Annotated in this window: 15 protein-coding genes, 1 tRNA gene and 2 pseudogenes; 11 read left to right on the forward strand and 7 right to left on the reverse strand. The window is 69.3% G+C overall.

The genetic code is table 11. The features are described from left to right. Positions 1 to 150 precede the first annotated feature (150 nt). Genes phnD through phnE (MMSR116_RS18945) form a run of 4 tightly spaced genes read left to right on the forward strand, consistent with a single transcriptional unit; the run spans position 151 to position 3,612 of the window. Positions 151 to 1,173, forward strand: coding sequence for a phosphate/phosphite/phosphonate ABC transporter substrate-binding protein (phnD, locus tag MMSR116_RS18930; RefSeq protein ID WP_010687326.1), 1,023 nt, complete (start codon positions 151 to 153; stop codon positions 1,171 to 1,173). After that, the gene (gene phnC / locus MMSR116_RS18935) at positions 1,173 to 1,988 is read left to right on the forward strand and encodes a phosphonate ABC transporter ATP-binding protein (protein WP_010687325.1); all 816 of its coding nucleotides are present in this window, start codon (positions 1,173 to 1,175) and stop codon (positions 1,986 to 1,988) included. The genes phnD and phnC overlap by 1 nt, the downstream gene beginning before the upstream one ends. Then, complete coding sequence (gene phnE / locus MMSR116_RS18940; protein WP_010687324.1) at positions 1,985 to 2,791, forward strand: phosphonate ABC transporter, permease protein PhnE; 807 nt, start codon at positions 1,985 to 1,987, stop codon at positions 2,789 to 2,791. The genes phnC and phnE (MMSR116_RS18940) overlap by 4 nt, the downstream gene beginning before the upstream one ends. Further along, positions 2,788 to 3,612, forward strand: coding sequence for a phosphonate ABC transporter, permease protein PhnE (gene phnE, locus MMSR116_RS18945; protein WP_010687323.1), 825 nt, complete (start codon positions 2,788 to 2,790; stop codon positions 3,610 to 3,612). Before phnE (MMSR116_RS18940) ends, phnE (MMSR116_RS18945) begins: the two co-directional genes overlap by 4 nt. Before the next feature lie 54 nt (positions 3,613 to 3,666). Here phnE (MMSR116_RS18945) and MMSR116_RS18950 read toward each other — a convergent pair whose 3' ends face one another. The 4 genes from MMSR116_RS18950 to MMSR116_RS18965 form a co-directional block, all read right to left on the reverse strand. Continuing rightward, positions 3,667 to 4,032, reverse strand: a complete 366-nt coding sequence (locus tag MMSR116_RS18950) for a response regulator (protein WP_010687322.1) — start codon at positions 4,030 to 4,032, stop codon at positions 3,667 to 3,669. Positions 4,033 to 4,196: 164 nt separating this feature from the next. Beyond that, a complete protein-coding gene (gene hpt / locus MMSR116_RS18955; RefSeq protein ID WP_010687321.1) occupies positions 4,197 to 4,763 on the reverse strand; it encodes a hypoxanthine phosphoribosyltransferase in 567 nt (188 codons plus the stop codon). 184 nt (positions 4,764 to 4,947) lie between these two features. Beyond that, complete coding sequence (locus tag MMSR116_RS18960) at positions 4,948 to 5,298, reverse strand: hypothetical protein (RefSeq protein WP_039894879.1); 351 nt, start codon at positions 5,296 to 5,298, stop codon at positions 4,948 to 4,950. Positions 5,299 to 5,614: 316 nt separating this feature from the next. After that, positions 5,615 to 5,691 (reverse strand) — tRNA-His (locus MMSR116_RS18965). A gap of 131 nt (positions 5,692 to 5,822) precedes the next feature. On the opposite strand from MMSR116_RS18965, the pseudogene MMSR116_RS18970 reads away from it, so the two are divergent. Continuing rightward, positions 5,823 to 7,750, forward strand: a pseudogene (locus tag MMSR116_RS18970) (chloride channel protein). Positions 7,751 to 7,853: 103 nt separating this feature from the next. Next, complete coding sequence (locus MMSR116_RS18975) at positions 7,854 to 8,945, forward strand: tartrate dehydrogenase (RefSeq protein WP_010687319.1); 1,092 nt, start codon at positions 7,854 to 7,856, stop codon at positions 8,943 to 8,945. An 81-nt stretch (positions 8,946 to 9,026) separates the two neighbouring features. Here the strand turns inward: MMSR116_RS18975 and MMSR116_RS18980 are convergent. Continuing rightward, positions 9,027 to 9,221 (reverse strand): annotated as a pseudogene (locus tag MMSR116_RS18980) (hypothetical protein); the annotation flags it as partial. Positions 9,222 to 9,256: 35 nt separating this feature from the next. Here MMSR116_RS18980 and MMSR116_RS32565 point away from each other — a divergent pair. The 3 genes from MMSR116_RS32565 (at position 9,257) to MMSR116_RS18995 (ending at position 11,356) form a co-directional block, all read left to right on the forward strand. Continuing rightward, the gene (locus tag MMSR116_RS32565) at positions 9,257 to 9,436 is read left to right on the forward strand and encodes a hypothetical protein (protein ID WP_158169065.1); all 180 of its coding nucleotides are present in this window, start codon (positions 9,257 to 9,259) and stop codon (positions 9,434 to 9,436) included. A gap of 471 nt (positions 9,437 to 9,907) precedes the next feature. Next, the gene (locus MMSR116_RS18990; RefSeq protein WP_010686977.1) at positions 9,908 to 10,996 is read left to right on the forward strand and encodes a helix-turn-helix transcriptional regulator; all 1,089 of its coding nucleotides are present in this window, start codon (positions 9,908 to 9,910) and stop codon (positions 10,994 to 10,996) included. A gap of 72 nt (positions 10,997 to 11,068) precedes the next feature. After that, the gene (locus MMSR116_RS18995) at positions 11,069 to 11,356 is read left to right on the forward strand and encodes a hypothetical protein (protein WP_244625491.1); all 288 of its coding nucleotides are present in this window, start codon (positions 11,069 to 11,071) and stop codon (positions 11,354 to 11,356) included. Between the two features lie 102 nt (positions 11,357 to 11,458). On the opposite strand, the gene MMSR116_RS19000 is transcribed toward MMSR116_RS18995, so the two are convergent. Next, positions 11,459 to 11,767 carry a hypothetical protein gene (locus MMSR116_RS19000; protein ID WP_010686975.1) on the reverse strand — a complete coding sequence of 103 codons (309 nt, stop codon included), beginning with the start codon at positions 11,765 to 11,767 and terminating at the stop codon, positions 11,459 to 11,461. Between the two features lie 255 nt (positions 11,768 to 12,022). Between MMSR116_RS19000 and MMSR116_RS19005 the strand changes: the two genes are divergently transcribed. Together MMSR116_RS19005 and MMSR116_RS19010 are read left to right on the forward strand one after the other, a co-directional pair. Next, complete coding sequence (locus MMSR116_RS19005) at positions 12,023 to 12,694, forward strand: FkbM family methyltransferase (RefSeq protein ID WP_010686974.1); 672 nt, start codon at positions 12,023 to 12,025, stop codon at positions 12,692 to 12,694. A gap of 166 nt (positions 12,695 to 12,860) precedes the next feature. Further along, entirely contained in the window at positions 12,861 to 13,058 is a 198-nt protein-coding gene (locus MMSR116_RS19010) for a hypothetical protein (RefSeq protein ID WP_010686973.1), read from the forward strand. Positions 13,059 to 13,355: 297 nt separating this feature from the next. Here MMSR116_RS19010 and katG read toward each other — a convergent pair whose 3' ends face one another. After that, complete coding sequence (gene katG / locus MMSR116_RS19015) at positions 13,356 to 15,677, reverse strand: catalase/peroxidase HPI (protein ID WP_010686972.1); 2,322 nt, start codon at positions 15,675 to 15,677, stop codon at positions 13,356 to 13,358. Between the last annotated feature and the right edge of the window lie 200 nt (positions 15,678 to 15,877).

Raw genomic sequence — 15,877 nt, forward strand, 5'->3', positions numbered from 1 at the left:
CACCGCGCGCCAACCCTCAAGGACCCCCGCACCCGCGGCCTTGCGCGATCCGGACCCCGGCGCCTACAAGTTTGCCAACTCAGCTCGGCACGGACCGGGCGGCAACGGGACGGGGCAGCCTAAGCCCCTGCTCCGCATGGAGGAAACCGCGTGACAATCGCCCGATACGGCGCAGCCCTAGCGCTGCTCTGGGGACTGGGTTCGGCAGCGCCCGCACTGGCGGACGAGTGTCCCAATCGCGGCCAGCTCGACGACGCCTACTGCGACGCCAACAAGGATCTCGTCGCCGACGTGCCGGCCAAGACCCGCGACCCGAGCGTCATCGTGTTCGCCTACACGCCGGTCGAGGATCCCGCGGTCTACGAGAATTCCTTCAAGCCGTTCACCACCTACCTGTCGCAGTGCACGGGCAAGCGGGTCATCTACTATCCCGTCCAGTCGAACTCGGCCGAGATCGAAGCGATGCGCTCCGGAAGGCTCACGGTGGCGGGCTTCTCGACGGGCCCGCTCGGCTTCGCCGTCAACATGGCCGGCGCGGTCCCGTTCGCCGCCAAGGGCACCGAGAAGGGCGCGGAGGGCTACAACCTCATCGTCGTGGTGAAGGCGAACAGCCCGTACAAGACGCTCGCCGACCTCAAGGGCAAGCGCGTGGCCCACACCGCGCCCTCGTCGAATTCCGGCAACCTCGCCCCCAAGGCGCTGTTCCCCGAGCAGGGCCTGAAGCCGGGCGAGGACTACAAGCTCATCTATTCCGGCGGCCACGACAAGTCGGCGCTCGGCGTCGGCACCGGCGACTACGACGCCGCCCCGGTCGCCTCCGACGTGTTCTACCGGATGGTCGCTCGCGGCACGATCAAGGGCGACGACTATCGGGTGATCTACACGAGCGAGAAGTTCCCGACCTCGGGCTTCGCCTACGCCCACGATCTCAAGCCGGAACTCGCCGAGAAGCTGAAGCAGTGCTTCTACGACTTCCGCTTCCCGCCCGACATGGTGAAGGATTTCGAGGGTGACGACCGGTTCGCGCCGATCACCTACCTCAAGGACTGGGCGATCGTCCGCAAGGTCGCGGAGGAATCGGGCACGCCCTACAACAAGGCCGCCTACGAGCGGGAGGCCGCCCGCGAGGCCGAGGCGGCGCGCAAGAAGGCGGAAGGCGCGGGCCAGAAGTGATGGCGGGCTCCGCGCTCCGCGAGACTGTCCAACCTGCTGCAGGCGTCCAGGCGGATGATCCGCGCGCCCTGGTGATCCGCGGGCTCGTCAAGGAGTACCGGGCCGGCCAGCCGGTCCTGAAGGGCATCGACCTCGTGGTGCCGGGCACCGGCCTCACCGCGATCATCGGGCCGTCCGGGACCGGCAAGAGCACCCTGATCCGCTGCATCAACCGCCTCGTGCAGCCGACCGCGGGAGAAATCCTGTTCCGCGGCGAGGATCTCGCTCAGCTCTCCGGCCGGTCCCTGCGGCGGGCGCGGCGGCGAATCGGGATGGTGTTCCAGGAATACAACCTCGTCGAGCGCCTCACCGTGATGGAGAACCTGCTCTGCGGGCGGCTCGGCTACGTGCCGGCCTGGCGGGCGTGGCTGCGGCGCTTTCCCGAGGCCGACATCGCCCGCGCCTTCGACCTCCTCGACGCGGTCGGCCTCTCGGGCTTCGCCACGCGGCGGGCCGACGCCCTCTCGGGTGGCCAGCGCCAGCGCGTCGGCATCGCCCGGGCGATCATGCAGGAACCCGAGATCGTGCTGGCCGACGAGCCGACCTCGTCCCTCGACCCGAAGAGCTCCGTGGAGATCATGGAGATCCTGTCCCGGCTCGCGGCCGAGCGCGGCGTGCCGGTGGTCGTCAACATCCACAACGTGGCGCTGGCCCAGCGCTTCGCCGCGCGCATCGTCGGCATGTCGGGCGGGCACGTGGTCTACGACGGCCCGCCGGGCGACCTGAGTGAGCGCGATCTGCGCGGCATCTACGGCGGCGAGAACTGGCTCGAATGAGCGCGACCGCCGGACCCACCCCCTCGCAGGCCGCCCGCGGCGCCGCCTTCCGTCCGAACTGGACGGCGCGGATCGGCTGGGCGCTTCTCGCCGTCTACGCGATCTACGCCGCCACCCAGCTCGGCTTCGTGCCCGAGCGCTTCGCCAGCGGCCTCGCCCACGGGCAACAGTTCCTGGCCCGGATGTTCCCGCCGAACTTCTCGCGCTGGGAGCTGATCCAGTCCGGCATCGTCGAGAGCCTGCAGATCGCCGTGATCGCCACGGTGATCGGCATCGCGGTCGCCCTGCCGATCGGCTTTCTGGCGGCCCGCAACCTGATGCCGCCTTGGGTGACGTGGCCGATGCGGGGGCTCATCGCCCTGTGCCGCTCGTTCCACCCGATCATCGTGGCGATCCTGTTCGTGAAGGCGATCGGCTTCGGGGCGCTGGCGGGCGTGATGGCGCTGATCGTCGCCTCGGTGGGCTTCATCGCCAAGCTGTTCGCCGAGGCGATCGAGGAGATCTCCCTGAAGCAGGTCGAGGCGGTGCGGGCGACCGGGGCGGGCTTCCTGTCGACCCTGATCATGGGCGTGCAGCCGCAGGTGCTGCCGCGCTTCATCGGCTTCGCCACCTACCAGCTCGATTCCAACCTCCGGAACTCCACCATGGTGGGGATCGTCGGCGGCGGTGGCATCGGCGCGACGCTGTTCACCGCCTACCAACGCTTCGACTACGACGTCGTGCTGGCGATCCTGATCGTCATCGTGACGCTGATCATGGTGGCCGAGATCGTGTCGGGCTGGGCCCGCAAGGTATTCCAGTGAGCGCCGGCGCCTCGGTCGCCGCCTCTGCCACCCAGGCCCCACGCCGCTGGCAGCGCTTCTCCCTGGGCAAGCGCCTCGCCCGGTTCGCCTTCACGCTGATGGCGGCCGTCGCCTTCGTGACGAGCCTGCGCACGATCGAGGTGATCCCGGAATTCCTCTACGACGCCCCCGACCAGCTCGCCGACCTGTTCGGCCGGATGTGGCCGATGGATCCCGGCTACGTCGCCCCGACCCTGCGGGCCCTGGTGGAGACGCTGCACATCGCGACGCTGGGTACCCTGATCGCGATCGCGATCGCGGTCCCGATCGGGCTGCTGGCGGCGCGGAACGTGACGTCGAGCCTGCCCCTGAACCTGCTGGCGAAGTTCGTCTTCGTGACCTCCCGCTCGGTGAACTCCCTGGTCTGGGCGCTGCTGTTCGTGGCGGTGTTCGGCCCCGGCCCACTCGCCGGCACGCTGGCGATCGCGCTGCGCTCGGTCGGCTTCACCGGCAAGCTCTTCGCGGAGGCGCTGGAGGAGGCGAACCGCGGCTCCATCGAGGCGCTGCAGGCCGCCGGCGCCGGGCGGCTCTCGACCCTGCTGCTCGGCTACTGGCCGCAGGTGAAGCCGGCCTTCTGGTCGATCGCGCTGTTCCGCTGGGACATCAACATCCGGGAATCCGCCGTGCTCGGCCTGGTCGGCGCGGGCGGAATCGGCGTCGCGCTCGATACCGCGCTGAACCTGCTCTACTGGGATCAGGTGGCGGTGGTGCTGGCGGCGATCTTCGGCGTCGTGATCCTGGCGGAGATCGTGGTCACGCAGCTGCGGTCGCGTACGCTCTGATCGGGCCGAGGCGGGGTCAGGGTCTGCGCGTGTCGTTCGCGTCTGTCCGGCCCTTCAGGCGGCCAGCGCGCGCTTCACCGTGGCACGCAGATCCGCCAGGGAGAACGGCTTCGTCAGCACGTCGGTGACGATGGCATCGAGCCCGCGGGCCCGCTCGCGCTGGTCGGCGAAGCCGGTCATCAGCAGGATGGTCAGGTCCGGGAAGTCGCGCTTGGCGGCTAGCGCCAGGGCGATGCCGTCCATGAGCGGCATGCGGATGTCGGTGAGCATGAGGTCGAAGCCGCCATCGGCCTCGTTGAGGCGGTCGAGCCCGTCGCTGCCGTCGTTGGCGGTGACGACCGCGTGGCCGTCAATCTCGAGCCCCCGCTTCAGGAAGCCCCGGACAGTTTCTTCGTCATCCACCAGGAGGATGCGCGCCATGGGGTCCCGTAAACGTCCTCGATTGTGCGAGTGCCCGCCGAGGCGGCCAGGCTCTTGGTAAACGACAGACATAGACGGACCCGTCGCCTGTCAAGATGTCACACCTCGAAACCACGGCTGCATCGGGACCGGGGGCGAAAATGCCGCGCTGCACGGCGCTTCTATCACGGATCGAACAGGTCCGGATCGCCGCTGCCGTAGTCCACGACGCCCACGAAGGGCAGCTGGCGAAAGGCGTGGGCCGCATCCATCCCGTAGCCGACGACGAAGACGTCGGGGCAGATGAAGCCGACGAAGTCCGCGTCGATCGTCACGGCGCGCTTGCCGGGCTTCTCCAGAAGCACGGAGGTCAGCACCCGCCGGGCGCCCCGCGCCATCAGCAGGTCCTTGGCGAAAACGACGGTCCGCCCGGATTCCAAGATGTCGTCCACGAGCAGGACGTCCCGGCCGCGCACCTCGCTCTGCACGTCGCGCAGGATCTCCACCTGCCCGGTGGAAACCGTCCCGGTGCGATAGCTCGACAGGTGCACGAACTCGACCTGCGGCGACAGCCCGACCCGGTGCAGCGCCCGGAGCAGGTCGGCGGCGAACATGAAGCTGCCCTTGAGCACCGCGACGACCAAGAGGTTCTCCGGCCGCGCGGCCAGGATCTCCTGGGCCAACTCGTCGTTGCGCTTGGCGATGGCCGCCTCGTCGAACAGGGTTCGGACGCGCCGTTCAGGGATGCTCATCTCACGTGTCCCGGGAGCCCGGCCGCGGACGGAAGACGCCGCCGCGATCGGCGACGGTCTTAGCGTTCCTGACGCGCGGGGGAAACAGCGGATCGGCATGGCCGGCAGAGCCGCGTCACGGGCGCGTCAAGGCCACGTCAGGGAGGATGGAGCTACGGATGGAGTTCGGCCTCTCCGGACGGTCTCAGGCCGTGGCCGACCGCCGGAACGGCCGCAGCATCCGCACCAGCCGTCCCTTGGGCGGGGTGGATACCGGCCTCCGCGCCGGGACGGTCACGTCCAGCGCGGCTTCCGCGACCGGGGCGTGCGTCTCGTCCTCCGGCTCGCAGTGCCGAACCTCGTCCAGGACATCAACCACGATGCGGGGAATGGGATGCTGATGTTCTTCGAGCAGGAGCGAGGCGGTCCAGAGGCGGCTGGCATTCGCCAGGGGGAGCGTCCCGCGTGTCAGGCGCTCCATCAGCATCCGGTCGGCCAGCGTGGCCGCCAAGGCGCTGACGGTCTGGAGCTGATTGTGATGGGTCGTGCTGTTCATAGCAATTTCAGTTCATGCGCGTAATCGAACTCAGGCTTGCCGAAGGTGAGCAGCCAAATTTGGCGATTGTATAGCATTCGTTCGGGCGAGATCCCGGCCTCGTCATCTGAATCCTGACAGGGACTGGTTCGCGGATGCGCGCGACCGGCTGCTCGGGCGGACCATCTCCGGTCCTCCCCGGTGTGGGCTTCCTCCGCCATAGGCGGGCGAGGAGAGACTCATCCTCCGAGCCGGCCTGTCGGACCGGGCCCGGGTTCCGAACACGAAAAAAGGGGTCGGCGATCCGCCAACCCCTTGCGCTATCGAGCGAAATCGATGGTACCACCGCCCCGGCTCGAACGGGGGACCCCCAGATCCACAATCTGGTGCTCTAACCAACTGAGCTACGGCGGCACTGGCGGGCGGTGTATCGTGGGCCGCGGCGGTTTTCAAGGCGATCTGTGCGCCGGGATGCAGGGCCGGTGGACGCAGCAGGCAATCGGACCCTAAGTGCAGGGGCGGGACCGGAGGGCGAGGAACCGACCGTGAGCGCGCGACAGCCAGCGGCGGCGGAGCAGGGGCAGAGCTCCGCCGGGAGGCCAGCGGACGCGCCGGGCCGGAAGGCGGCCGGTTCGGGCGGGCGCACCCGTCGGCGCTGGACCGGTGCCGGGATCGTCCAGGCTCCGGGACGCCTGCGCAGCCTCGTCCGCCGGAGCGAGGGCGGACTCGTGGCGCTCGCCACCCTGGTGGGCTGCATCGCCGGGGCGGCCGTCTCCGCCATGAGCTGGGTGACCCAGAGCCTGCGCGAGCTGCTCTTCCTTCTGCCCCAGGGCCTGCGCCTCAGCGCGGCCGATACGGTGACGCCGGCGCTCCTGCTCGTCGGCCCCTGCCTCGGCGGCGCGCTGCTGGGGACGTTGATCGTCGTGATGCAGTACGTGCGCGGTCCCCGCAAGCGTCCCGCCATCGACCCGATCGAGGCGAACGCCCTGCACGGCGGGCGAATGTCCCTGCGCGACAGCGTCTACCTCGCCCTTCAGAACGTCATCTCGAACGGGTGCGGCGCCTCGGTGGGGCTGGAAGCCGGCTACACGCAGATCGCCGCCGGCCTCGCCTCGAGGCTCGGAATTGCCTTCGAGGTGCGGCGGAGCGACCTGCGGACCCTGGTGGGGTGCGGCGCCGCCGGTGCCATCGCGGCGGGCTTCGGCGCGCCGCTGGCCGGCGCCTTCTACGCCTTCGAGTTGATCATCGGCACCTACTCCATCGCCACGCTGACGCCGGTGGTCGTGGCGGCGCTCTGCGGCAACCTCGTCTCGCGGTCGCTGATCGAGGCGCAGCCGCTCGTCGATCTTGGCGACATGCAGGCGGTCACGACCTCCCACGTCACCAGCATGGAGATCCTGCCGAGCCTCGCCCTCGGGCTGTTCTGCGCGGCGCTGGGCGTCCTGATCATGCGAGGCGTGACCCTGGTGGAGCGGCTGGTCCAGGCCTCGGGGGTGCCGCGGGCGGCCGCGCCGGCCTTCGGGGGTTGTGCGTCGGCGCGCTGGCGCTGCTGGCGACGCCGCAGGTGCTCTCGGGCGGACACGGCGCGCTGCACATGCACTTCGCGGCCGAGGGGCAGGGCCACGGGATCGCGGTGCTCGCCGGGCTGTTCGCCGCCAAGGCGACGGCCTCGGCGATCTCGATCGGCTCCGGGTTCCGCGGCGGCCTGTTCTTCGCCTCGCTGTTCCTCGGCGCCATCGCCGGCAAGCTGTTCGCGGCCCTGGCGCCGGTGCTGGTGCCGCCCCTGGCGGATTTCGGCCTCACCCCGCTCGCCTATGCGGTGATCGGCATGAGCGCGCTGGCGGTGGCCGTCATCGGCGGCCCGCTGACCATGACGTTCCTGGCGCTCGAGGTTACCGGCAGCCTGCCGATCACCGGGGTCGTGCTGGCGGCGGTGATCGCGTCCTCGCTCACCGTGCGCAAGACTTTCGGCTACTCCTTCGCCACATGGCGCTTCCACCTGCGCGGCGAGAGCATCCGCAGTCCCCACGATGTCGGCTGGATCCGCTCGCTCACCGTGGGCCGGCTGATGCGCCGGGATCCCGGCACGGTGGCCCTCGACACGCCGCTGCCCACCTTCCTGCGGGCCCATCCCCTCGGCTCGCCCTCGTGGGTGATCGCCGTCGACGGACGCGGGCGCTACGCGGGGATCGTGAACGTGCCCGAGGCGCACGCGGCCGCGCGGGACGCCGCGGCCGCCGCGCAGCCGGTGCTGGCCGACCTCCTGCTCCACGCCGACGCCTTCCTCACGCCGGGCATGAACGCCAAGGACGCCGCGGCCGCCTTCGACCGCACCGAGAGCGAGGCGCTCGCCGTGGTCGACGGGCCGGAGACCCGCAAGGTGCTGGGCCTGCTCACCGAGAGCCACACCCTCAAGCGCTACAGCGACGAGCTCGACCGCCAGCGCCGGGCCATGGCGGGGGAAAGCGACTGATTGTCAGGCCGGGGTGTTGACCGGATACGGGCCAGCACCAATCACCCTGGCGGCTGCAACCCGGGGTCTGTGAGACCCAAACGCCGAAACCCGTGGAGGATCCATGCCCGGCCAAGACACCCGCCAGTCCCGCCGCTATCGCATCGCGGTGATCCCGGGCGACGGCATCGGCAAGGAGGTGGTGCCCGAGGGCGTGCGCGTGCTGGAGCAGGCGGCCAAGCGGCACGGCTTCGCGCTCCAGCTCGACTGGTTCGATTTCGCGAGCTGCGACTACTACGAGCAGCACGGCCGGATGATGCCGGAGGACTGGAAGTCGCGGATCGAGACCCACGACGCGATCTACTTCGGCGCCGTCGGCATGCCCGAGCGCGTGCCCGACCACATCTCCCTGTGGGGCTCGCTGATCCTGTTCCGTCGGGAATTCGACCAGTATGCCAACCTGCGCCCGGTGCGGCTGATGCCGGGGGTGAAGTGCCCGCTGGCCGACCGCAAGCCGGGCGACATCGACTTCTGGGTGGTCCGCGAGAACACCGAGGGTGAGTACTCGAACGCGGGCGGGCGGATGTTCGCCGGCACCGAGCGGGAATTCGCCCTGCAGGAGACGATCATGACCCGTCACGGGACCGATCGGATCCTGAAGTTCGCCTTCGATCTGGCCCAGAAGCGCCCGAAGAAGCACCTGACCTCGGCCACGAAGTCGAACGGCATCTCGATCACCATGCCCTACTGGGACGAGCGGGTGCGGGCGGTGGCCGCGGGCTATCCGGACGTGTCGTGGGACCAGTACCACATCGACATCCTGACGGCGCACTTCGTGCTCAACCCGGACCGGTTCGACGTGGTGGTGGCCTCGAACCTGTTCGGCGACATCCTGTCGGATCTCGGGCCCGCCTGCACCGGCACGATCGGCATCGCGCCGTCCGGCAACATCAACCCGGAGCGGGTGCACCCTTCCGTGTTCGAGCCGGTCCACGGCTCGGCGCCCGACATCGCCGGCCAGGGCATCGCCAACCCGATCGGCCAGATCTGGTCGGGGGCGATGATGCTGGAGCATCTCGGGGAGCACGCGGCGGCGGCCGAGATCGTCGGCGGGATCGAGCGGGTGCTGTCCGAGCGGACGCTGCGCACCCGCGACCTCGGCGGCAATGCCGACACGCAAGCCTGCGGCAAGGCGGTGGAGCAGGCGCTGGGCTAGGGCTTTGCCGGCCGGGCCGTGGGGCCCCCTCTCCCGGTGCGGGGGGAGAGGGGATTACTGCGCCGTCCGATCGACCCGATTTCAGCGCGGGCGGCGGCGCACGCTCACCACGTTGCTGGCCTGCTCGGTCTTGCCGGCCTCCGCCGGCAACGTATCGAGCGCGGTCCTGACGATGGTGGCGGCGTCGAGCCCCGCCTGCGCGTACATCTTCTCCGGGCTGTCGTGGTCCTGGTAGGCGTCCGGCAAGGTCATCGTCCGGACCCGCACCCGTCCGGATCGTGTCCGCCTCGGTGTAGGCGTAGCCCGCGTTGATGCCGAAATACGCGCCCGTCCAGGTGAAGACCGGGACCGGCGTGAACACCGGCGGCGGCGCGGCCCGGCGCGGCAGGTCGGCGGCCGACGCGGCAGCCGTCATGGCGGCGAACGTGGCCAACGTGGCCAGAGACTTATTCATGTGGAAGTATCTCCCCCGCTTTCTCAGTATGGTCTGAACCTAACAGAAACATCCGGGAATCATGTGTCCGCGAAGTCACACTAAGATCGGGAAGCTGACCGGGTCCGATTTTTCGGCGTGTTGACCGGGAGACATTCCATCCGGGCGCCCGGTGCTATTGTCATCGACTTGTCGGGGCGCGGTAAACGGATCAGACGAGAGTTTAATCCGCGTTGCGACGGAGTGGCTCAGGAGACTGATGGTCTGATCGGTCTCGTATCGGGCTGCGGACGACCGGGACGGTTCCGGCAATCGCCGCGACGGTGCGGCGCCCCACCGGGACCGCGATGGATTGTGGAAGTCCCGGTCGATCAGAGCCCGTTCAGTTGCTTCGTGAAAAATCGATCCTAGAACCTGATCCGGGACGATCAGGACGGCGATGTCGACCGCAGGCAACCAAACGCGAGGGCGCATCGGCCGGGACCTGCATCGGCAAAATCGCGCGTGACCCGGCACGGACTTCGCGACCATGGCTGATCCGCCCGCCGACCTCGTGGATCGGATCTACGAGGCCGCCGTGCTGCCGGAGTTCTGGCCGGCCGTTCTCGCCGACCTGGCCCGGTTCGGCGGGGCGGATGCGGGCGTGCTCTTCACGTCCGACCTCGACGGCTTCCGCTTCGTCGCCACTGCGGATTTCGCCGAGAGCGTCGACGCCTATATCGCGGACGGCTGGCTGACGCGCACGGATCGCACCGCGCGGCTGCTCGCCAAGCGCCATGCCGGATTCGTCACCGACCTCGACGTCTACACGCCGGAGGAGTTCGCACGCGAGCCCGTGTTCCGCGAGTTCTTCAATCCGCGCGGCTTCGGCATGGGTGCCGCCAGCGTCGTCACGGTTCCCACGGGCGACCAAGTGATCTTCGACGTGGAGCGCGCCCTCGCGCGCGGGCCGATCCCGCGGGACGCGGTGGCGCGCCTCGACGGCGTGCGTCCGCACCTCGCGCGCGCCGCCACCATGTCGGCGCGCCTGCACCTGCGGACGGTCCGCGCGGCGGCCGAGGCGCTCGAAGCCGTCGGGTTGCCGGCGGCCATCCTGGGGCGTCGCGGCCGCACGCTGGCGATGAACCGAAGCTGCGAGGAACTCCTGCGCAATCAGATCCTCGACGGCGCGCGCCTGGCTCTGGTCGATCCGGCGGCGGACCGGCTGCTCGCGCGCGCCCTGGCCGAGCTTCCGGTCGCGGCGAGTGCCGGGCCGCGCTCCATTCCCCTGGCCGCGCGCGACGGGCGGCCGCCCACCATCCTGCACCTGCTGCCGATCCGGGGTGCCGCCGCCGACCTGTTCGCGGCGGCCGAGGCGATCGCCGTATTCACGCCCCTGGTGGCCCGGCACGTGCCTGGCCTGTCGGTGCTCGAGGGCCTGTTCGATCTCACGGCCGCGGAGGCACGCGTCGCCCGCGGCATCGCGGCCGGCAGCACGGTCGCGGATCTCTCGGCGGCGTTCGGCACGTCGTCGGCGACCGTGCGCTCGCAGCTCAAGGCCGTGATGTCCAAGACCGGTACGGCGCGGCAGGCCGAACTCGTCCAGCTGCTCGCCGGCGCGGCCTTGCCGGACCGCTGATCCCCGGGCGGCCGGTCGTCCGGGCGCTTACGATATCGTTACCGGGTCTGCCTTACTCGGGGCGAAGCTCCGATGCCTGGGTCACGCATGCGCTCGATCTTCGCCGCCCTCTGCCTCGCCTGCGTCGCCACGGCCGCTTCCGCCGGGGAAGCGCGCATGGACGGTCCCGTCGTCGCGGGCAGCTTCGGGATGGGCGGGGCGGACTATTACGGCGACATGCACTCGCGCATGCCGTTCACCCGCGAGGAGCCGCCGCGGCCGATCGGCGTGGCCGATATCGAACGCGTCCGCGCCGCCCGCAGACGCGCCGACGTGCCGTCGCGGAAGCCGGTGCGGCCGACGCACGGGCGTCACGGCTGAGTCCGGCGACGGGCGGGCTCCGGCGCGATCCGGGCGGCGACCGCGCGTTACGCTTCGGCCTCGCTCGCGAAGACGCAGAGCCGTCGGCATCGTTCGAGTCGCTCAGTACCGGACGTTGGCGATGCCGCTTCCGCTGTGTCCTACGACGCTCTGGATCACCGCCTTGGTCGACGGGCTGATGCCGCCATCGCCGCGCAGCCGCCGGCCATCGGCCCGCTCGAGGCGCGCGACGTCGTCCGCGCACCGGTCCAGCGCGTCGCGGACCCGGGCCGACAGGGGCAGGCTCCGCTGCGCGGGGGCGCCGCTCATCTCGAACCGCAGACAGGAGGCCAGATAGCCCTTCAGGTCGTCGAAGGCGGCCTGCGCGCCCGACGTGAGGAGGACGAACACCAGGACGGATCGGGCGAGCATGGGACGCTCCGGACGGAATCTGACGACAGGGACAACGCGCGAGCCCCGCTTTGGTGACCGGGGCACAATGCGGAAGCGGCGGCGGCTCCGCGGACATAAGGTCCGGTAGTTCCGATTTGTGGGCGGCTTCGACTGCAGTATCGGTATCGATACCGTTGCGTACCGAAAGAATTATGGGTCAAAGTTTCCCCGGCGCCGCCGGATCAATCGCACCGCGCAGCGCGAACGGTCGGAACGGAATGGGATCGTACTTGCATGCCGCGTGAAGGACTGGAACAAGCCGACATCATTCGCCTTATCGATCGTTCAAATGCTACAATCCTCGACATTGGAACCAATAACGGGGATATGAGCGATAATTTTTCCAAATGGCTCCCCTATGGTCAGATCTTCGCCTTCGAGCCGGATCCCCGCGCCATCAAGAAAATGCGGGCGCGTAATCTCAGTCCGCGGATCCACCTGACCGAGAAAGCCCTGGGGCGCAGCGTCGGGACGGCAACCTTCCACCAGAGTTCCGGGCAGGATCTCGGCGCCGGCGTGATCGACCGCGAGACGGGCCAGATCGAGGAGTGGGACCAATCCGGATCCCTGCGCGCCCCGAAGGAGCATCTCGCGCTCTTCCCCTGGATCTCCTTCGACAAGAGAATCGACGTGGAGGTCACCACCCTCGACGCGTGGTGTGCCGAGACCAGGGTCAAGGACATCGATTTCATCTGGGCCGACGTGCAGGGGGCCGAGGAGGATCTGATCCTGGGTGGGATGCAGACGCTGCGAACCACCAAATATTTCTATACCGAGTTCTCCGATCGCGAGATCTACGAGAACGCGATTGGATTGCAGGGAATTCTGGATCTGCTGCCCGATTTCCAGGTCGTTGAAGTCTTCGAGCGGGACGTGCTCCTGTTCAACCGGCGTGCCTGGGGGTGACGCGGACTCCGCCCGCGGGGCGGCGATACGGCAGCCTGTGAACAGCGCGGATAGCGGGGATGGCGGGGCCCGCCGTCAACACAGGTTGTTGCATTCGCCAAGCCATTAACACGTCGAGCTTTTTCCTCATGCATGGTGGACGCATGTCCCACGCCGCGAGCCCGCCATGCACTTCGAGATCCGCACCACCGGTAGACACTTCTGGACCTGGGTGCTGCTCGATGCGACGCACCTGACGGTCCTCGAATCGGACCGGACCTTCCCGTCCGAGACCCAGGCCTCGGCCGCCGCCCTGGCGTTCGCGAAGCTCGTGACCCGCGCGGGCAAGTCGCTGATCGGCGGCCCGCCCGGCGCCCTGGTCTGACCCGGCCGGCATTCCACCCTGCCCCGATGCGGGCAAGCGGCACTCGCGCGCCTGCGGACACCCGGCGCATGCGGCGCCGCGCGATCCGCGCCCCGTCCGCGTGGCCGCGCTGGACTGAGAGCCTGTTCGACCTCCACTCTCCTCGACCTGAGGTGCTGCGCAGCAGCCTCACAGGAGGTCTCCGGGCGTCGCGGCGGTCCCCGGAAGGCTCCTTCGAGGCCCGCCCTGCGCTCCGGCACCTCAGGATGAGGGTGGGGACTTGGATCCCCGTCGCAGTCGTCGGGACCGCCGCGTCGATCAGGCGGCCATGGGTGCGTAGCGCCGGTGGCCCCTCACGTCGAAGCGGTCGAGCATCATGACCTTGTCCCAGACCCGGACGAAGTCCGCCACGAACCGCGCCTGTCCATCGCTGCCGGCATAGGCGTCGGCGACCGACCGCAGCTGCGCGTTCGACCCGAAGACGAGGTCGCTGCGCGTCGCCGCGCGGCGCGGCTGGCCGGTGGCGCGGTCCTTCAGGACGAAGGTCATCGCCTCCGGATCGGCCTTCTCCCAGACGAGGTCGATGTCGGTGACCGTACGGAAGAAGTCCGTCGTCAGCACCCCGACGCGGTCGGTGAAGACCCCGTGCTCCGAGCCGTCGTGGTTGGCGTTCAGCACGCGCAGGCCCCCGGTGAGGACGGCCCATTCCGGCGCGGTCAGCGTCATCAGGTTCGCCTTGTCGAGGAAAAGCTCCTCCGGCGAGACGCTGCGGGTCATCTGCCCGAACCCGTCATCGACGTAGTTGCGGAAGCCGTCGGCCACCGGCTTCAGCCACTCGAACATCTCGATGTCGGTCAGCTCCTGCGTGGTGTCGACGCGGCCGGGGGTGAACGGAACCGCGACGGCGGTGCCGGCATCGGCGGCGGCCTTCTCCACGGCGACGCAGCCGCCCAGCACGATCAGGTCGGCGAGCGACACCTTCTTCCCGTCGCTGCGGCCACCGTTGAACGCGGCCATCACGCCGCGCAGGGCCTCGACCACCGGCGCGGCGCGGCGGTTGACGGTCCAGTCCTTCTGCGGGGCGAGGGCCAGCCGGCCGCCATTGGCGCCGCCGCGCTTGTCGCTGTCGCGGTAGGTCGAGGCCGCCGAGAAGGCCGTGAAGGCGAGATCGGAGACCGACAGCCCCGTCGCCGTGATCGCCTGCTTCAGCGCGGCGATCTCAGGCTCGCCCACCGGCGCGTAGGCCGCGTCGGGGATCGGGTCCTGCCACAGGAGACCGTCCTCGATCGTGACCTCCGGGCCGAGATAGCGGTGCTTCGGCCCCATGTCGCGGTGGGTGAGCTTGTACCATGCCTTGGAGAAGGCCTGGGTGAAGGCGTCGAAGTCGCCGAGGAACTTCTCGCAGACCTTGCGGTACGCCGGGTCGACCTTGAGGGCGATGTCCGAGGTCATCATCATCAGCGGATGCGTCTGGCCCGCGACATGGGCGTCGGGGGTCCGCGGCGCGTTCGGGTCCTTGGGCGTCCATTGCAGGGCGCCGGCGGGGCTCTTGGTCTGCTCCCACTCGAACTTGAAGAGGTTCTCCAGGTAGGCGTTGTCCCATTGCGTCGGGTCGGGGGTCCAGCTGCCCTCGATGCCGTTGGTCATCGTGTCCTTGCCGGCGCCGGTGCCCTTCGGATTGTGCCAGCCCAGCCCCATCGCCTCCATCGGCGCCATCTCGGGCGGCGGACCGATCTCCTTGGCGGGCACCATGCCGTGGCTCTTGCCGAAGGCGTGGCCGCCCGCGATCAGCGCCACCGTCTCCTCGTCGTTCATCGCCATGCGGGTGAAGGTGACCCGGATGTCGCGCGCGGACGCCATCGGATCGCCGCTGGCGTAGGGCCCCTCGGGGTTCACGTAGATGAGCGACTGATGGGAGGCTGCCAGCGGGTTTTCCAGGTCGTAGTCGGCGTCGCCGTTCTTGGCCCGCCAGCGCTTGTCGCGGTTCACCATCTCGTCGAAGCTCGACACCGTGCCCATGTCGACGACCTCGGGGCCCCAATAGGTGGCGTTGTCCGCCTCCCAGGCGTCGAGCCGCCCGCCGGCGAAGCCGTAGGTCGGCAGGCCCATGATCTCCAGGGCGCAATTGCCGGTGAGCACCATCAGGTCGGCCCACGACAGGGCATTGCCGTACTTGTGCTTGATCGGCTGCAGGAGGCGGCGCGACTTGTCGGTGTTGCCGTTGTCCCACCAGCTCGAGATCGGCGCGAAGCGCTGCATGCCGGTGCCGGCGCCCCCGCGCCCGTCGGCGATGCGGTAGGTGCCGGCCGAGTGCCAGGCCATGCGGATCATCTGGGGCCCGTAATTGCCGTAGTCGGACGGCCACCAGTCGACCGACGAGGTCAGGAACTGCTTGATGTCGCCCTTGAGGGCGTCGAGATCGATCGCGGTGAACGCGGCGGCGTAGTCGAAGTCCGGTCCCAGGGGATCGGCCGCCAGCCCGTTCTGGTGGAGGAGTTCGACCCGAAGGCGATGGGGATACCAGTTCTCCAGCGCCGGCCGGCCGCCGAAGGCGCCGCCGATCCGGTCGCCGCCGAACGGGCACCGGCCCTCCATCTCGAAAGTCGTCGTGTTGGTCTTGTCGATCGTCATCTCGTTCATCGAAGTTCCCCCGGGCGCGAAACCGATGTCGTGCGGCCGATGGCGTCGCCGGCCTCTTTCCCTGCACCGGTCGCCGACGACGGCGGGACGCTGCAGGCGGCCTCACACTTTCGGGAGCACTTCCCGCCGGGCCTGAAGCTGCCCGCGACATCTGGCGGTGCGCATCGGAATCAAGGGGCTGCCGATTTTGCCGCAGGCGT

The organism is Methylobacterium mesophilicum SR1.6/6 (genome assembly GCF_000364445.2).
GTDB lineage: Bacteria > Pseudomonadota > Alphaproteobacteria > Rhizobiales > Beijerinckiaceae > Methylobacterium > Methylobacterium mesophilicum_A.

Coding starts and splice junctions, on each gene's coding strand:
- phnC (WP_010687325.1), top strand. CDS start 1,173: ATGGCGGGCTCCGCGCTCCGCGAGACTGTCCAACCTGCTGCAGGCGTC.
- phnE (WP_010687324.1), top strand. CDS start 1,985: ATGAGCGCGACCGCCGGACCCACCCCCTCGCAGGCCGCCCGCGGCGCC.
- MMSR116_RS18950 (WP_010687322.1), bottom strand. CDS start 4,032: ATGGCGCGCATCCTCCTGGTGGATGACGAAGAAACTGTCCGGGGCTTC.
- hpt (WP_010687321.1), bottom strand. CDS start 4,763: ATGAGCATCCCTGAACGGCGCGTCCGAACCCTGTTCGACGAGGCGGCC.
- MMSR116_RS18960 (WP_039894879.1), bottom strand. CDS start 5,298: ATGAACAGCACGACCCATCACAATCAGCTCCAGACCGTCAGCGCCTTG.
- MMSR116_RS18975 (WP_010687319.1), top strand. CDS start 7,854: ATGCCCGGCCAAGACACCCGCCAGTCCCGCCGCTATCGCATCGCGGTG.
- MMSR116_RS32565 (WP_158169065.1), top strand. CDS start 9,257: ATGCCGAAATACGCGCCCGTCCAGGTGAAGACCGGGACCGGCGTGAAC.
- MMSR116_RS18990 (WP_010686977.1), top strand. CDS start 9,908: ATGGCTGATCCGCCCGCCGACCTCGTGGATCGGATCTACGAGGCCGCC.
- MMSR116_RS18995 (WP_244625491.1), top strand. CDS start 11,069: ATGCCTGGGTCACGCATGCGCTCGATCTTCGCCGCCCTCTGCCTCGCC.
- MMSR116_RS19000 (WP_010686975.1), bottom strand. CDS start 11,767: ATGCTCGCCCGATCCGTCCTGGTGTTCGTCCTCCTCACGTCGGGCGCG.
- MMSR116_RS19005 (WP_010686974.1), top strand. CDS start 12,023: ATGCCGCGTGAAGGACTGGAACAAGCCGACATCATTCGCCTTATCGAT.
- MMSR116_RS19010 (WP_010686973.1), top strand. CDS start 12,861: ATGCACTTCGAGATCCGCACCACCGGTAGACACTTCTGGACCTGGGTG.
- katG (WP_010686972.1), bottom strand. CDS start 15,677: ATGAACGAGATGACGATCGACAAGACCAACACGACGACTTTCGAGATG.